Annotated in this window: 10 protein-coding genes and 1 pseudogene; 7 read left to right on the forward strand and 4 right to left on the reverse strand. The window is 67.4% G+C overall.

Annotation, left to right across the window (positions count from 1 at the left end; genetic code table 11):
* Positions 1–139 precede the first annotated feature (139 nt).
* The gene (gene rpsT, locus MKK62_RS26010) at positions 140–406 is read left to right on the forward strand and encodes a 30S ribosomal protein S20 (protein WP_067329878.1); all 267 of its coding nucleotides are present in this window, start codon (positions 140–142) and stop codon (positions 404–406) included.
* Positions 407–681: 275 nt separating this feature from the next.
* Here the strand turns inward: rpsT and holA are convergent, their stop codons facing one another.
* From holA to MKK62_RS26025, 3 genes are read right to left on the reverse strand one after another with little or no spacing between them, the layout of a single operon-like run.
* Complete coding sequence (gene holA, locus MKK62_RS26015) at positions 682–1,623, reverse strand: DNA polymerase III subunit delta (RefSeq protein WP_240263921.1); 942 nt, start codon at positions 1,621–1,623, stop codon at positions 682–684.
* Positions 1,624–1,656: 33 nt separating this feature from the next.
* On the reverse strand, positions 1,657–3,255 hold the full coding sequence (locus MKK62_RS26020) for a ComEC/Rec2 family competence protein (protein WP_434085122.1): 1,599 nt from the start codon (positions 3,253–3,255) through the stop codon (positions 1,657–1,659).
* A 40-nt stretch (positions 3,256–3,295) separates the two neighbouring features.
* Positions 3,296–4,117, reverse strand: coding sequence for a ComEA family DNA-binding protein (locus MKK62_RS26025; RefSeq protein WP_240263048.1), 822 nt, complete (start codon positions 4,115–4,117; stop codon positions 3,296–3,298).
* A 133-nt stretch (positions 4,118–4,250) separates the two neighbouring features.
* Between MKK62_RS26025 and MKK62_RS26030 the strand changes: the two are divergent.
* The 5 genes and pseudogenes from MKK62_RS26030 (at position 4,251) to MKK62_RS26050 (ending at position 8,822) form a co-directional block, all read left to right on the forward strand.
* Positions 4,251–5,038 (forward strand): annotated as a pseudogene (locus MKK62_RS26030) (SDR family NAD(P)-dependent oxidoreductase).
* A gap of 4 nt (positions 5,039–5,042) precedes the next feature.
* Positions 5,043–6,029, forward strand: a complete 987-nt coding sequence (locus tag MKK62_RS26035; RefSeq protein ID WP_240263047.1) for an NAD-dependent epimerase/dehydratase family protein — start codon at positions 5,043–5,045, stop codon at positions 6,027–6,029.
* A gap of 81 nt (positions 6,030–6,110) precedes the next feature.
* On the forward strand, positions 6,111–7,268 hold the full coding sequence (locus tag MKK62_RS26040; protein ID WP_240263046.1) for an acyl-CoA dehydrogenase family protein: 1,158 nt from the start codon (positions 6,111–6,113) through the stop codon (positions 7,266–7,268).
* 13 nt (positions 7,269–7,281) lie between these two features.
* The gene (locus MKK62_RS26045) at positions 7,282–8,391 is read left to right on the forward strand and encodes an acyl-CoA dehydrogenase family protein (protein WP_240263045.1); all 1,110 of its coding nucleotides are present in this window, start codon (positions 7,282–7,284) and stop codon (positions 8,389–8,391) included.
* Between the two features lie 8 nt (positions 8,392–8,399).
* Positions 8,400–8,822 carry a PPOX class F420-dependent oxidoreductase gene (locus tag MKK62_RS26050; protein ID WP_240263044.1) on the forward strand — a complete coding sequence of 141 codons (423 nt, stop codon included), beginning with the start codon at positions 8,400–8,402 and terminating at the stop codon, positions 8,820–8,822.
* Between the two features lie 12 nt (positions 8,823–8,834).
* Here MKK62_RS26050 and MKK62_RS26055 read toward each other — a convergent pair whose 3' ends face one another.
* Complete coding sequence (locus MKK62_RS26055; RefSeq protein ID WP_240263043.1) at positions 8,835–19,898, reverse strand: type I polyketide synthase; 11,064 nt, start codon at positions 19,896–19,898, stop codon at positions 8,835–8,837.
* A 334-nt stretch (positions 19,899–20,232) separates the two neighbouring features.
* On the opposite strand from MKK62_RS26055, the gene MKK62_RS26060 reads away from it, so the two are divergent.
* Entirely contained in the window at positions 20,233–21,654 is a 1,422-nt protein-coding gene (locus MKK62_RS26060; protein WP_240263042.1) for a condensation domain-containing protein, read from the forward strand.
* The last annotated feature ends 58 nt before the right edge of the window (positions 21,655–21,712 follow it).

Here is a 21,712-nt window from a genome sequence, read left to right on the forward strand (position 1 = left end):
CGCGCTCCGCAGGTCCAGCCCCTCGACTTTGGGAGAATGCACGGCGGACTGATACCCTGAGCAGTCGCTGGTTAAGCGTGACCACACGCCGGCACACCCGACACAGCACAAGCCTCAGGAATTTGAGAAGGATTTACGCGTGGCCAACATCAAGTCGCAGCAAAAGCGCAACCGCACCAACGAGCGCGCCCGTTTGCGCAACAAGTCGGTGAAGTCGTCGCTTCGTACGGCGGTGCGCGCGTTCCGCGAGGCCGCCGAGGCCGGTGAGAAGGACAAGGCCGCCGAGCTGCTGGTCTCCACGAGCCGCAAGCTGGACAAGGCCGCGAGCAAGGGCGTGATTCACAAGAACCAGGCGGCGAACAAGAAGTCCGCGCTCGCCCACGCGCTGAACAAGCTCAGCAGCTAGTTACTTAATCCGCGGTGTTCAACCGCCGCTTCCTCCCCGGGCCGTACCGGCCCGCATCGTCAGTCGGCCCCACCAAGCGCCGCTTCCTCCCCGGGCCGTACCGGCCCGCATCGTCAGTCGGCCCCACCAAGCGCCGCTTCCTCCCCGGGCCGTACCGGCCCGCATCGTCAGTCGGCCCCACCAAGCGCCGCTTCCTCCCCGGGCCGTACCGGCCCGCATCGTCAGTCGGCCCCACCAAGCGCCGCTTCCTCCCCGGGCCGTACCGGCCCGCATCGTCAGTCGGCGACGAGCTCGGCGACTTTTCGCACCGCCGCCTCCAAGGCATAGTCCGCGTCGGCTGCTGCCCCTTTGACGTCGGCATTCAGTGCCGCCACCAATCGCATGGCGGTAGCCACCGAATCGGGCGACCAGCGCCGGGCCTGCTTTTGAGCCTTTTGGACGCGCCACGGCGGCATCCCCAGTTCCGACGCCAACCGATAGGGATCGCCCGATAGCGACCCGATGCGTCCGATGCTGTGAATGGCTTCCGCTAGCGCGTCGGCCAGGACCACGTGCGGTTCGCCGCGCAACATCGCCCAGCGCAGCGCTTCGACGGCACCTTCGACATCACCCACCACGGCCTTGTCGGCGATGTCGAACCCTTTGACCTCGGCCTTGCCCTGGTGATAACGCCGCACCGCAGCGACGTCCACCTGCCCGCCGGTATCGGCCACCAATTGCGAACAGGCCGAAGCCAATTCGCGGACGTCGGAACCGACGGCGTCGAGCAGAGCGGTGAGCGTGTCGTCGTCCACCCTGACTTTGAGTGAGCGAAACTCTTTGCGCACGAAGTCGAGTCGCTCAGCGGCCTTGGTGATCCGCGCGCACGGGTGCACCTGCGCGCCTAGTTTCTGGAGCTGACTCGCCAAAGCCTTGGCGCGACCACCGCCGGAATGCACGACCACGAGTTCGGTGCCCGCCGGCACATCGGAGGCCGCCTTCGCGATCAACTCGGCGGCCTCTTTTCCGGCCTCGCCGGCCGACTCCAACACGACCACACGTTCGTCGGCGAACAGCGACGGGCTGAGCAATTCGGCCAATTCGTAGACGCCGACATCGCCGGCCCGGACCCGGTCGACGGGCACGTCATCGGTGCCGGCCCGCTTGCGGGCCGCCCGCAATACGTCCGCGACGGCGCGTTCGACCAGCAGCGCCTCATCCCCCAGCACAAGGTGCACTGCCGAATCCTGCTGGCTCACCGGACGATCGTGTCATGTCCTGCCGACAACGCCACCGGCCCCCACCAGCAGACCGGAGACCGACCAGGCGAGCAGCGCACAGACGGCCAGCGCCGCTCCGGCGCGAAACCATCGCCACCGCCACAGGAGCACAACGAGCACTCCTACGGCGCCGACGATCAGCACACCGGGAAAACCCGACGGCACGGCCACGCTCGCGCCCGGCATGCCGGCCGTCCAGTGCGCGATGCGCAGCAACCACCACAATTCCGGTCCGGTGAACCGAATCAGGAGCTGTGCGCCGTCTGCCCAGAACAGACAAAGCGCCGCCGCGGCGCTGCCCAGGACCGTGATCGGCGCGATCAACGCCGCGACCGCGAGATTGGCGACCGCCGAGACCAGGCTGAGTCGGCCGGAGATCCCCGCGATCAGCGGCGCCGTCACCAACTGCGCCGCACCGGCCACACAGATCGCATCCGCCAGCGGCTTGGGCCAGCCCGCCGCCGTCAGACGCCGCGACCAGATTGGCGCGACGACCACCAGCGCGGCCGTCGCCACCACCGACAACGCCAAGCCCACGTCCACCGCCAGCTGAGGCGCGACGACCATCAGCAGCAGCACCGTGGCCACCAGAGCCGGAATCGCTTGGCGGCGCCGCGAGGACAGCACGCCGACCAGGGCGATCGCCCCCATCACCGCCGCCCGCAGCACACTGGCCGACGGCTGCACCACGACGACGAAAAGCACGAGGGCAATACCGGCCAGTCCGACCGCGGCGCGCGGGCCGATCAGCCGCGACGAGAGTAGGACGGTGCCGCACACGATCGTCACGTTGGCACCGGAGACCGCGGTCAGGTGTGTCAGGCCGGCGGTGCGGAACTCTTGGTTGGTGATGGGGCTGACCGTCGACGTGTCACCGAGCACCAGCGCAGGCAGCATCGAAGCCTGGTCGGCCGGCAACACGCGGCGGGCGGCGTCCGCGAACCCGGCGCGGACGGCGTAGGCGGCGCGGTTCAGCGGCCCGGCGCGGCCCATTGTCGGCGCACCGACCGCGGTGAACGTTGCCACCGTCAGGTCGCGACGCGTCGGCGCGGTGATGCGCGCTCGAAAGCGCATCGGCTGGCCGACCATCACCGCCGTGAAATCTCGGGCTGGAACGAAAACGACCGCGCGCCCGGACATCTCATCGCGTCCGAGCTGGCGGAGTTCGGCCCGGAACAGCAACCTCCCGTGACCGACCGACCGCGCGCTCTCCACCGGCGTGACGGCGACCTCGACGCTCGAGCCGAATGCGGCAGCGATGGGGTGATGGGTAACTGCGTTGGCGCGCAACGCAATAGCGAATCCGAAACCCCCGCCAACCAGACCTGTTGCGACCACACCGAGGCCGATCGCCCGCATCCGCGGCTGCCCGGGATCGAGGCGCCACACCAGCGCGCCGACTGCGCTTGCTGCCAGGCAGAGCCACCCGACGACGGCGCCGATCGGCCAGAGTGTTCCGGCGGCGGTCACGGCCCAACTCGACAGCGCGGCCGGCACGAGCCGGGCGTCCAGCGGTGACCCTGCCGGCGACGATGCAGAGCGAAGCGAGGCGGTCGGGGCACCTCCCGTTTGCGGGGAGAGCGGCGTCATGCCCCGGTGGGCGCGGTCTCGGATTGTGGCGTCACCGTCCTCAGACACGGACCAGCGGACGCAGCTTTTCCAGCCGTCCGGGCCCGATGCCGTCCACCTCAGCGAGCTGGTCGACGCTGGTGAACTTGCCGTTGGCGTCACGCCACGCCACGATCGCGGCTGCCATTACCGGGCCCACGCCGGGCAGGGCGTCAAGCTGCTGCACGGTCGCGGTGTTGAGGTTGATGGGCTGCGCCGGGCCGCTTTTGGCCGGTCGTGGCGCCGAACTGGTCGGCGGCGACACCGTCGAGCCGGGACTCACCGAGCTGCCCAGGACCGCGGGTTGACCTTTGACGGGAGCGATACCCACCACGATCTGCTCGCCGTCGTCGACCTGGCGGGCCATGTTGAGTCCGACGGTGTCCGCGCCGTCGGTCGTGCCGCCGGCCGCTTTCAGGGCGTCCGCGATCCGCGCCCCTGGCGTCAGCGTGACGAGGCCGGGCGTGTGAACCAAGCCGACGACGCTGACCACCACCGGTTGGTTCGGTCGGCCGGAGGGGCTCGGGCTGCGGCTCGCCGCGGCTGTCATGTCGACCGGCGGCAGCTTCGCCGACGCGACCGGCGCGGGCTGTTCGCGCATCAACGTGAAGATGGTGACGAGCACGGCAACGGCGGCGACCGCCGCCAGCGCGACCGCCCCCGCTTTACCGGGGTCCGCGCGCACTTTGGCCAGCCAGCCGTCGTGCAGCGCTGAGTCGTCAGGAACCCACCGCGGCAGCAACGAGTTCGGATCGTTGTCCTCGCCGTCGTCGGGGTGGCCGTCGGTGGTCGGCTGAGCGCCGAGGCGGCGTTGCAGGCGCTCGGCGGGCAGTTCGGTTCGCATGGGCCGACGGTAGGTGCGCCCACCACCGGCCCGGAGACGTCACGGCCCGCGACAGCCCGGGTCTGTGAATGAACCGTCAACTGTGCAATTTGCCAAGGAGTTTCGCGACGGGCCACACGGGTAGCCGAAGGCCATGGCTTTGGCACTCGTCACTGGCGCGTCGAGCGGTATCGGCTTCGAACTCGCCAAGCAATTCGCCCAACACGATTACGACCTCGTCATCGCCGCCGATGATCCCGGTGTCGAGACCGCCGCCCTCGAGCTGGCCGAGTTCGGCACCCGGGTGCAGCCGGTCCAGGTCGATCTGCGGGGCCCGGACGGCGTGGAGACGCTGTACCAGAAGGCGGCCGAAGGGGCCGCACCGTCGACGCTGCGGCTCTCAATGCCGGGACCGCGACGGGCGGGAGCTTCGTCGACAGCGAATTGGACGACAATCTCTCCGCGATCGACCTCAACGTCCGGTCGACCGTCCACCTGGCCAAGCTGATCTTGCCCGACATGGTGCGGCGTGACGCCGGGAGAATCCTCTTCACCTCGTCGATCGTGGCGGCCATGCCCGGTCCGTACCAGTCGGTGTACAACGCGTCGAAATCGTTCATCCAGTCGTTTGCCGAAGCGCTGCAGGACGAATTGCGTAAATCCGCCGTCACGGTGACAGCGCTGATGCCTGGAGTGACCGACACGAATTTCTTCCAGCGCTCCGGGCAGGCCGACAACACTGTTCTCGGGCGCTTCCCGCGCAAGGACGACCCGGCCAAGGTCGCCCAGGCCGGCTTCGACGCGCTGATCAGCGGCCGCCGCAAGGTGGCCGCCGAGTCACTGCTGACCAAAACGACCGCGATCACCAATCGGTTCTTGCCGGATTCGGTCAAGGCGGTCGCCAACCGGCTGATCGCGATCCCGTTCGACAAGCGGGGCTGAGCTCATGGGGCTCACCGTCGCGGTAACCGGGCCGACCGGCGAAGTCGGAATGGCCGTGGTCGACGCTTTAGAGCGGGACCGCAACGTCGAGCGCATCATCGGCATGGCGCGTAGCCCGTTCGATCCCGATTCGCAGGGATGGCGCAAAACTGGCTACCGCCAGGGCGACATTCTGGATCGCGACTCCGTCGCGGCCTTGGTAGCCGAGGCCGATGTGGTCGTGCACCTGGCATTCATCATCATGGGTTCGCGCGAAGACAGTGCGCGGATCAACCTGCGTGGCACCCGAAACGTCTTCGAAGCCTGCGTTGCCGGCGCGCAAAGCGGACGTCCGCGCCGGCTGGTGTATGCCTCCTCGGTCGCCGCCTATGGCTATCACCGGGACAACCCGGTGCCGATCACCGAGGACGTTCCCGCACGAGGTTCGTCCGAGCATTACTACTCCGAGCAGAAGGCCGCGTGTGAGGCCGCGCTGGCTGAGATCACGGCGCATTCGCCGTTGGAGGTGTACGTCCTGCGGCCGTGCATCGTGGCTGGACCGCGGGCCCGCCTCCTCGTCGATGCGCTGCCTTGGAACCGCGTGCCATATTTCAATGTCGCCAGCCGACTGCTGCCGGTACTAAAACCGCTTGTGCCTGATCCGGGCAATCCGGTGCAGCTGGTCCATCACGACGACGTCGCGTCGGCCGTCGTCCTGGCCGCAACGGGATCCGCCGAGCCTGGGGCCTACAACCTCGCCGGCGACGGCGTGATCTCGGTGTCCGACGTGGTATCAGCGCTGGGCGGACGGCCCGTGCGTGTGCCCAAGGCCACGGCCAGGGCGGCATCCGCAATCCTGGCGCAGTTACCGGCCGTTCCGGCGGCCGCCGAGTGGCTGCACTGCGCGCGCGTGCCCATGGTGATGGACACCACCAAAGCCCACACCCTGCTCGAATGGTCGCCCCGCCGTACCTCGGCGGACACCCTGCGATCGTTGGCCGATTCGCTGTGAACTCCAGCCGCCTGACTAGTTGGTTGGGCAGCCGCGATAACGTGCAACACAGGCCCGACAGATCCAACGAAGGAGACTGCCATGCAGTTGGCGCTCACACAGGACGAAGCCGCCTTCCGCGACGAGCTACGCGAGTTCTATACGACAAAGATTCCCGCCGAGATTCGCGAGCGTGCCCGCCAGGGCGGCTATGACCACGACGACATCGCGACCAGCCACAAGATCCTGCACGAGCACGGACTCGCGGTGCCGGCCTGGCCGGTCGAATGGGGCGGCAAAGACTGGACGCCCACCCAACACCAGATCTGGCTCGACGAGATGCAACTCGCCGCGGTCCCCGAGCCGTTGAACTTCAACGTCAAGATGGTCGGGCCGGTGATCGCCGAGTTCGGCTCGCAGGAAATCAAGGAACGTTTCCTGCCGCCGACTGCCGCCCTGGACATCTGGTGGTGCCAGGGATTCTCCGAGCCCGAGGCCGGTTCCGACCTTGCCTCGCTGCGGACCACCGCGACGCGCGACGGCGACACCTACGTCGTCAACGGTCAGAAGACGTGGACGACGCTGGGCCAGTACGCGGACTGGATCTTCTGCCTGGTGCGCACCGACCCGCAAGCCCCCAAGAAGCAGGCCGGCATCTCGTTCCTGCTGATAGACCTGGACACACCCGGTATCACGATGCGGCCGATCAAATTGATCGACGGCAGCGTCGAGGTCAACGAGGTGTTCTTCGAAGATGTTCGGGTGCCCGCCGATCAGCTTGTCGGACAAGAGAATCAAGGTTGGAGCTACGCGAAGTTCCTGCTGGGCAACGAGCGCACCGGTATCGCCGGAGTCGGCCGCACCAAGGTCGGGCTCGCGGAGGTCAAGCGGCGCGCCAACGAAACCGGGCTGATCAAAGATTCGCTGTTCGCGGCGCGTCTGGCCGAGGTTGAAAACGAATTGCTCGCATTGGAACTCACCCAGGCGCGCGTCGCGACGAGCTCGGTGGACGGTAAACCCAATCCCGCGTCGTCGGTGCTCAAGCTGCGCGGCAGCCAGCTCCAACAGGCGGCCACCGAGTTGCTTGTCGAGGTCGCCGGACCGGATGCGTTGCCGTTCGAAGCCGGCGGCGACATCGCCTCTCCGTCATGGGCGCAACACAGCGCCCCGCACTACCTGAACTACCGCAAGACGTCGATCTACGGCGGCAGCAACGAAGTTCAGCGCACCATCATCGCGTCGACCATTCTCGGCTTGTAAGGCAGGAAAAGACATGGACTTTCAACTGAGTGAAGAACAGACGCTTCTTCGTGACACCACGCGCGACCTGCTGTCGCGCAGCTACGACGCCGAGAGCCGGATCAAGGCAGTCGAGTCCGAGCTTGGCTGGAGCCGCGAGGTCTGGAAGCAACTCGCCGAAACCGGGATCCTAGGGCTGGGATTCGACCCTGAGGAGGCCGGCCAAGCCGAAGTCATCACCGTACTGACCGAGGTCGGCCGTCGGCTGGCGCCCGAGCCCGTCATCCATGCGGCGCTGGGGCCGGGTGCCATCATCGCCGAGGTCGGCAACGACGCCCAGAAGGAACTGCTCGGCGAAGTCGCCGAAGGCGAGCGGTTGCTGGCATTCGCCCACCTGGAACCCGGTGCACGCGGCACATCACACGACACGATCGCGACAACCGCTGTGCAGCAGGGCGATTCGTGGGTGCTGACCGGGCACAAGAACCCTGTGCTGGCCGGCGACTGCGCCGATACATTGGTGGTCAGCGCGAAGCTGCCAGACGGAGGAGTCGGCCTGTTTTTGGTCGACAGCGAAGAGGTCAGCCGCCACCCGTACCGGACCTTCGACGGTCAGCGGGGTGCGCAGATCGACCTGGACAACGCCGTCGGCGAACCCCTTGGCGACGGCGGCGACGCATCGACAGCGATCAGCCACGGCATTGTCCGCATCCAGTCCTCGCTCAACGCCGAAGCGGTCGGCGCGATGGAGGAAGCGCTGCGGTTGACGACCGATTACCTCAAGCAGCGCAAGCAGTTCGGCGTCACGCTGAACACCTTCCAGACGCTGACGCAGCGGTCGGCCGACATGTATGTGTCGCTGGAGTTGGCTCGCAGCATGAACCTCTACGCCGGACTCTCCATCGCGGACGGCAACTACGACCCGGTGATCGCCGCCCGGGCCAAGCTGCAGATCGGCCGCTCCGGGCGACACATCAGCCAGGAGGCGATCCAGCTGCACGGTGGCATCGGGGTGACCAACGAGTACCCGGTCGGTCACTACGCGGCGCGACTGACCGCGATCGACCACACCCTGGGGTCGGCGCAAGATCAGCTGCATGTGCTGATCGATCAGGTCAACGACTACGAGATCGTCACGTTGTAAGAGCCGAAATGGCTGACCTCTCAGCGGAAGTGGTCGAGTTCCTGTCCGAGGGAACTCGCACCGGGATGCTGGGCTTTCTCGCATCGGATGGCCGACCGCTGGTGGCTCCGGTGTGGTTCATCGTCGACAACGGGCAGCTGGTGTTCAACACCGGCGCTCACAGCGCGAAAGGCCGTGCGCTGGACCGAGATCCGCGAGTGGTGATCTGCGTCGACGACCCGCACCCGCCGTTCTCGTTTGTTCAGGTGCAAGGAATCGCCACCCCGTACGACGGGGCCGGCGACCTACTCGAGATCGCGACGCGGATCGGAGCGCGTTACATGGGTGCGGAGCGGGCCGAGGAATTCGGTCGTCGCAACGGCGTGCCCGGCGAGTTGGTGGTGCGGGTTCAGCCGACCAAAGTCAACGCGATGTTCCGCGTCGCCGACTGAACCCGCCTCCCGTCAACTCTGCTCGGCCGGCTCGGGCTCCGACTCCGCTACCGGGGAGTGCGAGCCGTTCGACGATCCGTTGGTCGACGGCTCTTCGCCGTCGGCTTCGGGCGCGGCCGCCTCCACTGCCGGCGCTTCGCCTTCCGCGTCCGGCATCTGAGCCGCGAGGTACTCGCCCAATCCGCCGATCGTCGGGTAGTCGAACACCGCGGTGGCGTTGATCGTGAACTTGCCGCCGAACTGGCTGTGCAGCCGGTTGCGGAGCTCCACGGCCATCAGCGAGTCGGTGCCCAGATCCAGGAACCGGCTCGTCGGTGCCGGCGGTTGGGCGAGCCGCAGGAAGCCCTGCACTTCGCGCTGCAGGAACTCGGTGATGAACGTGGCCCGCTCGGACACCGGCAGTTCCTGCAGTTGCTTGAGCAATTCGCTGTCCACGACTTCGGCCATCTCGCTGGGCAACACCAGATCCAGGATCGGCGGCCGCGAGCTGCCCATCACCTTTGCCGCGCGTGCCCAGTTGGCCTTCAACACCGTCGCCTGCCCGGTGCCGTTGGCGACGACCTCGGCCATCGCGCCGAGAGCACCCGAGGCGTCCAGCGGTAGCAGGCCCTGCGCGCTGATGTTCGAGCTGGCGGCCTCCGACGACGCCATCCCGCTGCCACCCCACGGACCGAAGTTGATCGCGGTGCCCGGCAGCCCGTGCGCCTTGCGCTCGGCGATCAGCCCGTCCAGCAGTGCGTTGGCCGTCGAGTAGTTGGCCTGTCCGGGCGGCCCGAGCAAGCTCGACACCGACGAGGACACGATGAAGAAGTCGAGCTTGTCCTCTCTGGTCAACCGGTCCAGATAAATAGCGCCGAAAGCCTTAGGCGCCAACGTGGTTCGGAACCTGTCGAGTTCCTGCTGGTTGAGCAGTGCGTCGTCCAAGACACCGGCCAGATGCGCGACACCCGCGAGCGGTGGAAGCTCGGTCCGGATGCGCTCGAGCAACTTCTCGACGTCCGACTCCACGCCGACATCGGCCGAGAAGGTGTGGATTCGAGTCTTGTACCGCTCGGCGATGTCCTCGATCGTTCGCTGCGCCTCCGCGTCCGGCTCACGCCGGCTGGTCAGCACGATGTCACCGGCCCCTCGTTGCGCAAGGAAGGACGCCGTGTGCAGACCGATCGCACCTAGCCCACCGGTGATCAGGTAGGTCCGATCCGGCCGTGGCGCAAGCGGATTCGGCATCTGGCAGACGATCTTGCCGATATGCCGGGCCTGCTGCATGCGGCGGAACGCCGTCCTGGCCTCCGTCAGCGGGTAGATCTCGGCCGGCAGCGGCTTCCACTCCCCCTTGGCCAACCCGTCCGAGACCTCGGTCAACAAGTCGCGGATGCGGTCGGGTTCGGTGAACATCACCGTGTCCAACGCGACGATCTCGTAGGCGATGTCGGGCCGGACCTCGGCCATCTGCTCGGGAGTCCAGATGTCGCGCTTGGCGATCTCGGCGAAACGGCCATTCTTGGCGGTAGCCCGAACCGTCGCTTCGATGAACCCTTCGCTGGTCAACGAGTTGAGCACCACGTCAACACCCGAGCCGCCGGTATCAGCCAATATCTGATCCGCGAAATCGGTTGTGCGCGAATCGTAGACGTGCTTGACGCCGAGCTTGCGCAGCGTCGCCCGCTTGAAGGTGCTCGCCGTGGCGTACACCTCCGCGCCGTGCTGCTGCGCCATCTGGATGGCGGCCAACCCCACACCACCGCTGGCGGCGTGGATGAGCACCTTGTCGCCCGGGTTCAGCCCCGACCAGTCGAACGACAGCCGCACCGTCAGCGCCGCGGCCGGAATCGTCGCGGCTTCGACCGCGCTCACCCCGTCCGGGATCGGCGCCAAGAACTGGCCCGGGACGTTGAAGCGGCTGGCAAACGCGCCCTGCATCGACCCGTAGACCCGCTGACCCACCTCGACATGGCTCACGCCCTCGCCCAGCTGGGTGACGGTACCGGCGAAGTCACCACCGACCGGGCCCGGGTCGCCTGGGTAGAGGCCCAACACGTTGAGCACGTCGCGGAAGTTCAGGCCTGCGGCCTCGACCCTTACTTGCACGTAGCCCGGTTCGGGCGGCTCGACCTGCTTCTCGGTCAGACGCAGGTTGTCGATCGCGCCGCGCTCCGTCGGGAGTAGGGCGTAGTCGTCGGCGCGCGGCACGTTGAGGTGACCGCTGCGCGACCATTGCAGCAACCGCGACGCCAACGCCTTCCCTTGGCGCAGAGCCAGTTCCGGCTCATCCACGGGCGTGGCGAGCAGGCCGGTCAGCAGCTTCACGGCCTCCGGCGAACCGTCGACGTCGATCAGCTTGCTGCGCAGCCCGGGTTCCTCGTTCAGAATGGTGCGCCCGAGACCCCACAGCGCGGACTGCACCGCGTCGACCGGCTCACCGGATTCGGTGGCCACTGCGCGTTCGGTGACGATCCACAGCCCGCCCGGCAGCTTGATCGAGTTGTCGGCCTGCGCGGTGTGCACGGCGCTGAGCAGGTTCTCGATCTCGGCTTCCAGCCGCGTAATCTGCTCTGGGGTCGATTCTGCGCTCTTCGGGCCGCAGCCGCGCCAGACGATGCCCGTGTACGGCATGCCCTTGTCGTGCGCCTGCGCCAACACCTGGCCGAGGAGTTCGGAGTCGTCGGTGCGGTCGAATGGAATGCAGCCCGGTAGTGCTGCCGCCAGTTCGCCGAACCCGGCGACCAGCCAGGTGCCGCTCGGGGTGGCGGCCTCCTCACTCGGCGCCAGCGGCACTTCGTGCCAACCGAGCGTGTACAGCAAGCGGGTCGTGTCGCCACCGAGCCCACGCAGCAACGCTTCTCGCGGTGCCCGCTTGACCGTGAAGCCCCGGATCCCACCCAGGTTGCGGCCGTCTCGATCGAGGTAATCGAGGTCGAACACCTGGGTTTCGCTGTCCAGGTCACTGGTGTGCCACTTGGCCCGGCAGTAGAACCTGCGCGGCATCTTGTCTTTCAGCGTCACTTGCTCGTAGCGCAGTGGCAGGAACAGCCCGCTGACGCCCTGTTCTGCGGCGCGTAGCGCCGGGAACGCCGGGAAGGCGACACCAGTGCACAGGTCCATGAGGACCGGGTGCATCGGCTCGGTGCCGAGGTTCTCGGCCAACTCCGCGCCGACCGAGATGTCGCCGATCGCTTCGCCTTCGCCGAGCCACAGGGACTTCAGCGATCCGGACCAGTTCGGGCCCCACGACAGTTCCATGTCGTCGAAGGTCTCGAACAGCTCCTGCGGACGCATGCGCTCCATCCGCTCGATCGCCGTGTCGATGGCCTCCTCCGGCGCCCCGTCTTCAGCAGCCTCCGGCTCTGGACCGACACCTGCGATGGCGGTCCCGTCCGCGTTCAGCGACCAGTCGGCGTCCTTGACGCCGTAGGGGCGGCTGTGTACCTGGAATTTCCAGCCCTCCTCCAGCGGGCTCAGCGTCAGCTGCACCTCACGAGAAGCCTTCTCCGGCAGAATGATCGGCTCGTAGAAGAAGACTTCCTTGACGTGCGCCGGCGTGCCGACGGCGGCTAGAGCCATCGCGGCATAGGTGGCGCCGGGAACCACGACCGTGCCGTAGATGACGTGGTCGTTGAGCCATGGCTGGGACTTGACCGACAGGCGGCTGGTGTAGACCGAATCGCCGGAGGCCAGATCCTTTCCGCTGCCGAGCAGCCCGGACATCGCCGGCCCGTCGACCGTGATCGCCGAGCTCTTGGGCCAGAAGCGGCGGCGCTGGAACGGGTACGTCGGCAATTCCAGCCGGCGTCCGTGCTGGCGGTACAGCGTCTCGAACGTCGGCCGGTGGCCGCTGACGTAGGCGTTGGCCAACGCATCGGCGATCTGACGACGGTCCGAAACACCCTTGCGCAGCGAGACAATCGCGCGCGGCGCGGCCAGGTGTTCGGGCCAGATCTGGACCGCGGCACCGGTCAGCACCGGCTGGGGTCCGATCTCCATCAGCACCGAGCAGCCCAGCGCAGCGACGGTGCGCACGCTCTCGGCGAACTGCACCGGCTGGCGCGAGTGCTTACGCCAGTACTGCGCGTCGAGCGGGGTCTCGGCCGTCAGGATCGCACCGGTCCGGTTGCAGACCAGCGGCAACGTCGGCGTCGCAAACTCGAATTGGGTTGCAAACGTCTCGAATTCGTCAAGCACCGGCTCCAGCAGCTCGGAGTGGAACGCGTGGCTGGTCTCCAGCCAGGTGCAGCGCACCCCGTCCTCGGTGAACGTGGCCACCACCCGCTCGAGGTCGTCGCCGGGACCCGACAGCACTGTGTTGGGACCGTTGTAGGCGCCCACCGAGACCCGTGGGTAGTCGGCGGCGACCTGCTCGACCTGCTTGGGGTCGGCGAACACCGCCACCATCCGTCCGCCGGCCGGCAGGCTGCCGAACAGCCGGCCACGCTCGGCCATCAACCGGGCCCCGTCCTCGATGCTGAACACCCCGGCGACGCACGCGGCGGCGTACTGGCCGACGCTGTGGCCCAACACCACGTCGGGCTCGAGGCCCCACGACTGCCACAGGCGGGCCAAGCCCATCTCGATGGCGAACAGGGCCGGCTGCGCATTCGATGTGTGCTTCAGGCGCTCGCCGGCCTTGCCGCCCGTTTCACGGTCGGTCTGGAAGATCACGTCGAGCAACGACTCCGGCAGGAGCTCGCTGACGGCGTCGGCGCAACGCTTGACCGTCTCGGCGAATACCGGTTCCGCGTCGAACAATTCGCGGGCCATCCCCGGGTATTGGCTCCCCTGCCCGGTGAACAGCCATGCCGTCGTCGGGCGGTCGGTGCACTCACCGCGCACGACGCCGGGACGCAGCTGGCCCGCGGCCAGATCGGTAAGGCCGTCGATCGCGGTCTGCGCCGAATCCACTACCAGGGCGGCGCGGTGCTCGAAGTGCGAGCGGCCGACGCCGGCGGTGCGGCACACCTCGGCGATGTCGGCTTCCAGGTGGCTGTCGAGCCACGCGCCGTAGCGTTGCGCCAACTCGACCAGCGCCTCCGGGGAGCGCGCCGAAAGCGGCAGCACATGGACCGTCTCGGAAGTCGAATCGGGCGTTGCGACAACCTCTGCCACCGGCTCTTCGTCGACGGTCACGGGTTGAGGTGCCGGCGCCTCTTCGATCAGCACGTGGGCGTTGGTGCCGGTGAATCCGAACGAGCTCACCCCGGCCCGGCGCGGACGGCCGTTGGGCTCCCACGGCGTCGACTTGTCGACGACCTTCACCGGCAGCGAGCCCCACGGGATGTGCGGTGACGGGTTGTCGAAGTGCAGGCTCTGCGGCAGCACACCGTTCTGCAGCGACAGCACGACCTTGATCAGACCTGCTGCGCCGGAAGCTGATTCGGTGTGACCGATGTTCGTCTTCACCGAGCCCATCAGCAGCGGACGGTTGGTCTCACGCGATGCGCCGTAGACCGCGCCGGCCGCCTGCACCTCGATCGGGTCGCCGAGCGGGGTCCCGGTGCCATGCGCCTCCAGGTAGTCGACGTCACCGCCGGACAGTCCGGCGCGGGCCAGCGCGGTCGCGATAAGCCGTTGCTGCGCACCACCGTTCGGCACGGTCAGACCGCTGGACGCGCCGTCCTGGTTGACGGCGCTGCCGGGGATCACCGCAGCGATCCGGTCGCCGTCACGCTGGGCGTCGCTGAGCCGCTTCAGCACCAGGATTCCGCAGCCCTCGCTCCGGACGTAGCCGTCGGCCGAGGCATCGAACGTCTTGCACTGTCCAACCGGCGACAGCATCCGGGCGCGGGAGGCGGCGACCACCGTCACCGGGCTCAGCAGCACATTGACACCACCCGCGAGCGCCAGATCGCAGTCACCGGAATGCAATGCCTGCACCGCCTGGTGGACGGCCACCAGCGACGAGCTGCACGCGGTGTCCACCGCGACGGCCGGACCCTCGAATCCGAGTGCAAAGGCGACCCGGCCGGAGATCGCGTTGAGCGCGTTACCGGTGATGAAGTACGGCTCGATCTTTTCGATCGACTCGGCCGACAGCAGGTGCGCGTATTCGTTGGCGGCCACACCGGCGAAGATGCCGGTTCGGCTGCCCCGCAACGATGCCGGCGAGTAACCGGCCCTTTCCAGCCCCTCCCAGACCGTTTCGAGCATCAACCGCTGCTGCGGCTCGATCCACACGGCCTCGCGGGGCGAGATACCGAAGAACTCGGGGTCGAATCCGTCGATGCCGTCCAGGAAACCGCCGAAGCGCGTGTAGGTCTTGCCCGCGGCGTCGGGGTCGGCGTCGTAGAACTCGTCGATGTCGAAGCGGTCCTCCGGCACTTCGCGGATCGCGTTGACGCCGCCGGACAACAGCTCCCAGAACGCCTCCGGGTTGGGCGCGCCCGGGAACCGGCACGAGACCGCGATGATTGCGATCGGCTCGTCGGAGCGGGCCACAGCGGTCGCCACCGCCGGACCGGCCTTCTGCTCGGTCAGCGCGAGCACGTCGCTGAGCAGGTAATCGACGGTGTCCGACAGGCGCGGGTGATCCATCGCCAGCGTGGCCGGGATCTCCTTGCCTACGTTCTGCTCGATGCGGCGGCGCAACTCGACGGCCATCAGCGAGTCCATGCCGAGGTCGAAGAACCCTGCGTCCTCGCGGATCTCGGACGGGTCGACCCGGGTCACGTCGGCAACCGCATCGCGCAGGAAGTCCGACATCAGCTTACGGCGTTGCTGCACAGGCGCATTGGTCAGCCGCTCGACCAGTTCGGTCTTGCCCGACGCCGTCGTGACCGGCGCCGCCGCGGCGGGCACCTCGCGCTCCAGCTCGGCGAGGAACGCCCGCCGTCCCGCGTTCTGGTACAGCGGGAGGAATTTCGCCCAGTCGATGCGGGCCACCACACCCGATGCGGCACCCTGGTCGCCGGCGACCGCGATCAGATCTGCCAAGCCCGCCAGCGCGTCGGCGGGCGAGAGGGTCTTGATGCCGCGTTTGGCCAACTTGGCCCGCGAGTCCGCGTCGGCCATACCGGCCGACCACGGACCGAAGTTCGCGCTCACACCGGCGATGCCCTTTTCGCGCAGCCGCCACGTCAGCCCGTCGAGGAAGGCGTTGGCCGCGCCGTAGGCGCTTTGGCCGTATCCGCCCCACACCGACGCGATCGACGAAGTGGTGACGAAGAAGTCCAGGCTCAGATCCGCTGCCGCCTCGCTCAAATGCCAGGCGCCCCAGACCTTCCCGGCGAAGACCCGGTCGACTTCGGCATCGGTGAGCTCCGCCAGCGGAGTGGTGTCGATTTCACCGGCGGCGTGCACGATGCCGGCCAGCGGCGGCAGGTCGGCCTTGACGGTGGACAGCAGCCGCGAGACGTCTTCCGCCTCGGCGACGTCGGCGGTGATGACCAAGATCTCACTGCCGTGCTCCTCGCTCAGCGCGTCGATGCGCTTCTGGGCGAGTTCATTCGGGGTGCGGCGGCTGGTCAACACCAGATGCTTGGCGCCGGCCGCGGCCAGGTATCCGGCGATCTCGAGGCCGATCGATCCCAGCCCACCGGTCACCAGATACGTTGCGTCTTCGCGCAGTGCCAGCTGCGCCGAGCTGGGTTGCCCGGTCCGCCGCACCAGCCGTGGCACGTACACGGCCTGCCCGCGAACCGCGAACTGATCCTCGCGACGCTGTTCGGCCGCCGCCTGATTGACCACCTGTGACCACTCGTCGGCGGTGCCCTCCGACACGTCGGCGAGGCCACCCCACAAGTGCGGCAGTTCCAGCGACGCCGCACGACCGAATCCCCATACGGCGGTCTGCTCGGGCGAGACGGTGTCGGCGTCCGAGACACGTTGCGCGCCACGGGTAATCACCCAGATCGGGACGCGCAGCTCGGCGGCCGCCGCGGCTCGGAAGAGCCGTCGGGTTCCGCCCAGCACTTGATGCTGTACGCGCGCCAGCGAATGCTGCGACGGCACTGTGTCGGAATCGACCGCCGAGAAGTCGACGATGCGCAGCGCGGCGGACTCCTCGGCCGCGGCCCGTAAAGCGGCGACGAGCTGTTGCTCGTCGGCATCGGATGCCGGCGATCCGATGATCCGGTGCTTCTGACCGCCCTCGGTCAGCGCCTCGACCAGCGGGGCAACGACATCGCCGTCGTCGCCGATCAGCAGCCAGGTGACCGACTCGGTCGGACCGGGCGCCTCGGCGGTGAGTTTGTCCCAGCGGAATTCGTAGCGCGCATCGGAGATCGACTTGGTCTTGCGCTGTCGGTTGTGTTGCGCCGCAAGCTTTGTCAGCACGCTACGCGTCTGACCGTCGTCGCCGGAACTGCCCAGCAACGCGGCGAGCTCCTCGATCTTGCCGTCTTCGAGCAACCGGACCGTTTCGCTGGTCGACGCCACGTGCGACTGCTGCGTCGGCATCTCCCGGTTCTCGCGGAACCAGTACTGACGGTGCTGGAAGGGATAGGTGGGCAGGTCGAGTTTGCGCGCCGACCCGTGCTGCACGGCACCGAAGTCGGGCAGATGCCCCAGTGCGTAGGCGTCAGCGAGGGCTTCGATGATCTGACGGTGGTCGGCGGTGTTCTTGCGCAGCGACGCAATCGCTTTCGGCGTGGTGGCCGGGTCGGGCCAGGCACGCAGGGCCGCGGCGGTGAGGATCGGCTGCGGGCCGATCTCGAGCAGCACCTTGCAGCTCAAGTCGGACAGCGTCTGCACGCTCTTGGCGAACTCGACCGGCTGACGCGCATGGCGACGCCAGTAGTTGCCGTCCAGCTTTTGGCTGCGGCCGATTACGGCGCCCGTTCGGTTGTCAACCAGAATCCGTTGCGGCGAGGCGTAGCTGAAGCCATCCGCGAACTTCTCGAACTCGTCCAGGATCGGGTCCAACAGTGCGGAGTGGAACGCGTGGCTGGTCTCCAGCCAATCGCAGCGCACGCCGTCCGCGGTCAGCGTGGACACGGCCTTCTCCAGATCGCCTGCGGGACCGGACAACACGGTGTTGGCGCCGTTGTAGGCGGCAACGGACAGGCTCGGGAACTGATCGGTGAGACGCTCGACGCGCTCGGCGGCAGCGAACACCGCGACCATCCGGCCGCCGGCGGGCAGGCTGCCGAACAGGCGACCGCGCTCAGCCATCAGCTTCGCGCCGTCTTCCAGGCTGAACACCCCGGCGACGCAAGCCGCCGAATACTGGCCGACGCTGTGACCCAACACCACGGCGGGCTCGAAGCCCCACGACTGCCAGAGCCGGGCCAGGCCCATCTCGACCGCGAACAGGGCGGGCTGGGCGTAGGTGGTCTGTCGCAGCGTTTCCTCGGCGTCGACGCTGTCGACCTCGAAGATGACGTCCTGCAGCGGCTTGTCGAGAACGTCGGCGACCGCAGCGGCACAGCGGTCCAGCGTCTCGGCGAAAACCGGCTCGGTGTCGTACAACTCGCGGGCCATGCCCGGGTATTGGCTGCCCTGGCCGGTGAACAGCCACGCCGTTTTCGGGGGGGTGTCGGAGATGCCGCGAACCAGGCCGGGCGCCGGGCGGTCGTCGGCGAGGGCACCGAGCAGCTCGCTGGCAGATTCCATGGAATTGACTACCAAAGCGGCGCGGTGCTCGAAGTGTGCGCGCCCCACGCCGGTGGTCAGGCACATGTCGGCCAAGGTGGCTTCCGGGTGTGCGTTCAACCAGCTGCGGTACTGGTCGGCGATCTGCACGAGCGCATCCGGCGTGCGCGCCGAGATTGGCAGGATGTTAAAGCGCTTGTCCGCACCCTGGTCGGTGGGAGCGTCCACGACCTGAGCCGGGGTCGCCGGCGCCTCTTCGAGGATGACGTGGGCGTTGGTGCCGGCGAACCCGAACGAGCTGATGCCGGCGATGCGTGGCTTGCCGTTGCGCTGCCACGGCCGGGCCTCCTTGACCACCTCCAGCGCGAGCCGGTCCCACGGGATGTGCGGCGACGGGTTCTCGAAGTGCAGGTGCGCCGGCAGCATTTCGTTTTCCAGCGACAAGATGACCTTGATGACGCCGGCGATGCCCGCGGCGGCCTCCAGGTGGCCGATGTTCGTCTTGGCCGAACCGATCAGCAGCGGGTCGCCGTCCGCGCGGCCCTCGCCGAGCACCGCGCCGGCGGCCTGGGCCTCGATCGGGTCACCCAGCGACGTCCCGGTTCCGTGCGCCTCCAGGTAATCCACGTCGGCGGGCATCAACCCTGCGCGTTTCAGCGCCTCGCCGATAACACGTTGCTGCGCAACCCCATTCGGCACCGTCAGACCACCCGACGCGCCGTCCTGGTTGATCGCGCTGCCACGGATGACGGCCCGGATGTTGTCACCGGCGTTGATCGCGTCCTCGAGCCGCTTGATGACGATGACGCCGCAACCCTCACCGCGGACGTAGCCGTCGGCGGCGGCGTCGAAGGTCTTGCAGCGGCCGTCCGGTGAGAGCATGTGCGCGCTGGAGAAGGTGATCATCGTGGCCGGGGTGAGCAGGACGTTGGCGCCACCGGCCAGCGCCAGGTCGCACTCACCGAGTTGCAGCGCCTGGCAGGCCTGGTGGATGGCCACCAGCGACGAACTGCACGCGGTGTCCACGGCGACCGCCGGTCCCTGCAGGCCCAGCCGGAAGCTGATCCGGCCCGCCGCGGCGGCGTTGGAGGTACCGATCGCCATATAGGCCTCGATCTCGGGGAACGTCAGCTCACCCGATGCCATTCCGAGGTAGTCGTGGGTGGCCAGGCCGACGAACACCCCGGTGTTCGAATTCGCCAAAGATGTTGGCGCCGTTCCGGAATGCTCCACTGCACGCCACGCCGTCTCGAGCAGCAGCCGGTGCTGGGGGTCCAGCATCCGAACCTCGCGAGTAGACATACCGAAGAAGGGCGCGTCGAATCCCGTCACGTCGTCGACGAAACCGGCGCGGCGCGTGGCGACCTTGCCCGGTGTGTCGGGGTCCGGGTCGAAGAACTCGTCGACATCCCAACGATCGGCCGGCACCTCGGAGATCGCGTCGCGACCGTCGCGCAGCACATCCCAGAACTCGTCGGCGTCGGCTGCCCCCGGAAAACGTGCGGCGTAGCCGACGATCGCGAAACTAGGTGGCTGCTGGCCTTCGGATGCCATGGTCGTCCTCTCGATCTGGGGACTGTGAAAGATTCGGTCGCCGCCTGCGGCCCGGATGCGCAACAGAATTGCCGTCGCGGCCAAGGATTGCAAGTACCACTCCGGCGGCGATGCCGGATAACGCGCACCGTACCGCACGGTATGGCCGAACCCGTTCCGACGCACGCCGGGACGGTTTATGTCAATAGGCACAGCCCTTGACATTGAAAACCCGTCATGGCGGGCGTACACGCCGATTACAGCGGGCGACACTCACAGCCGAGCGGGCTATCTTGGTCTCGCCGCAAGCACCCAGCGGCCGGTCCTGTGCCGTTCAACTGAGGAGGAAGTTCACTTGCGCATCGGGCAAATTACGGTCGGCTCGCTGAGCGAGTGGACGCTGACCCCGGGCACCGTCACCTCATGGCACCCGACTACAGCCGCTGCGGAGAAGGCACGTCAGGCGCCGGTGAGCTCAGTGCCGGTGAGTTACATGCAAAGCCAGCACTTACGTAATTACTACGAACGGACTACAGCGGGATTGAATTTCTCCCGGCAGATCATCGCCAGCTGCGACGCGAAGGGCGAGTGCGATATCGCCGCGATGAACATCGCGTTGAACGCTTACCTGCGCCGGCACGACACATTCCGCAGCTGGTTCGAGCGCACCGACGACGGCGAATTCATCAGGCACACGATCACCGATCCGGCCGACATCGAATTCGAGCCGGTCGACCAGGGCCACATGGCGGTCGACGAAATCCGCGAGCACACCACCGCCATACCGAATCCGTTCGAATGGGGGTGCTTCACGTTCGGAATCGTGCAACGCGAAGGCCAGTTCACGTTCTTCGTGGCGATGGACCACGTACACGGCGACGCGACGTTGATCGGCACCACGATGATGGAAGCCAACGGGATGTATGCCGCGCTGAGCAGTGGCGGTGAGGCACTCGAACTTCCCGACGCCGGCAGCTTCGATGATTTCTGCGTCCGTGAACGCGAGGCCACCTCGGCTCTGACGCTGGACTCGCCGGGCGTCCAGGCCTGGATCGATTTCGCCGAGAACTGCAATGGCGGCTTCCCGGAATTTCCGCTCCCGCTGGGCGACCCGGAAAAGACACACAGCAGCGAGATGTCCTCTGAGCTCTTGATGACCGACGCGCAAACCGAACGGTTCGAAGCGGCATGCAGTACGGCCGGCGCACGCTTCGTCGGTGGTTTGTTCGCCTGCCTTGGATTGGTGGAGCACGAATTCACCGGTGCGCTCACCTATTACGGCCTCACGCCGCGAGACTCCCGCACCGGCGCGGACAACTTCATGACCCAGGGCTGGTTCACCGGCCTGATTCCGATCACCGTGCCGATCGCGGCGACCTCGTTCAACGAAGCGGCGTACGCGGCACAGACTTCCTTCGACTCGGGTCTGGACATGGCCCGGGTGCCGTACTACCGCGTGCTGGAACTGGCGCCGTGGCTGAAGTGGCCGCAGCCCAATTTCCCGGTGTCGAACTTTCTGCACGGCGGGGCCGCGCCGCTGAACGCTATCCTCGCCGCAGGCGACATGGGGCTGGCCGACAACATCGGGATATATCCCGACGGGCGTTTCTCCTACCAGCTGACCATTTACATCTTCCGCTACAAAGAGGGCACGGTGATGGCCATCATGCATCCCGACAATCCGATCGCCCTCAAATCGGCCACCCGCTACATGGAGGCAATGAAGTCTGTGTGTACGCGAGTCGCCGACAGCGGACATTGGGGACGCGTCGCCTGAGGTGGGCCATGCGATGGCTGAGGCCTGTCCGAAGTACGCATCTGCCGGGTGGGCACGC

Origin of the sequence: Mycobacterium paraterrae (assembly GCF_022430545.2) — a bacterium.
GTDB lineage: Bacteria > Actinomycetota > Actinomycetes > Mycobacteriales > Mycobacteriaceae > Mycobacterium > Mycobacterium paraterrae.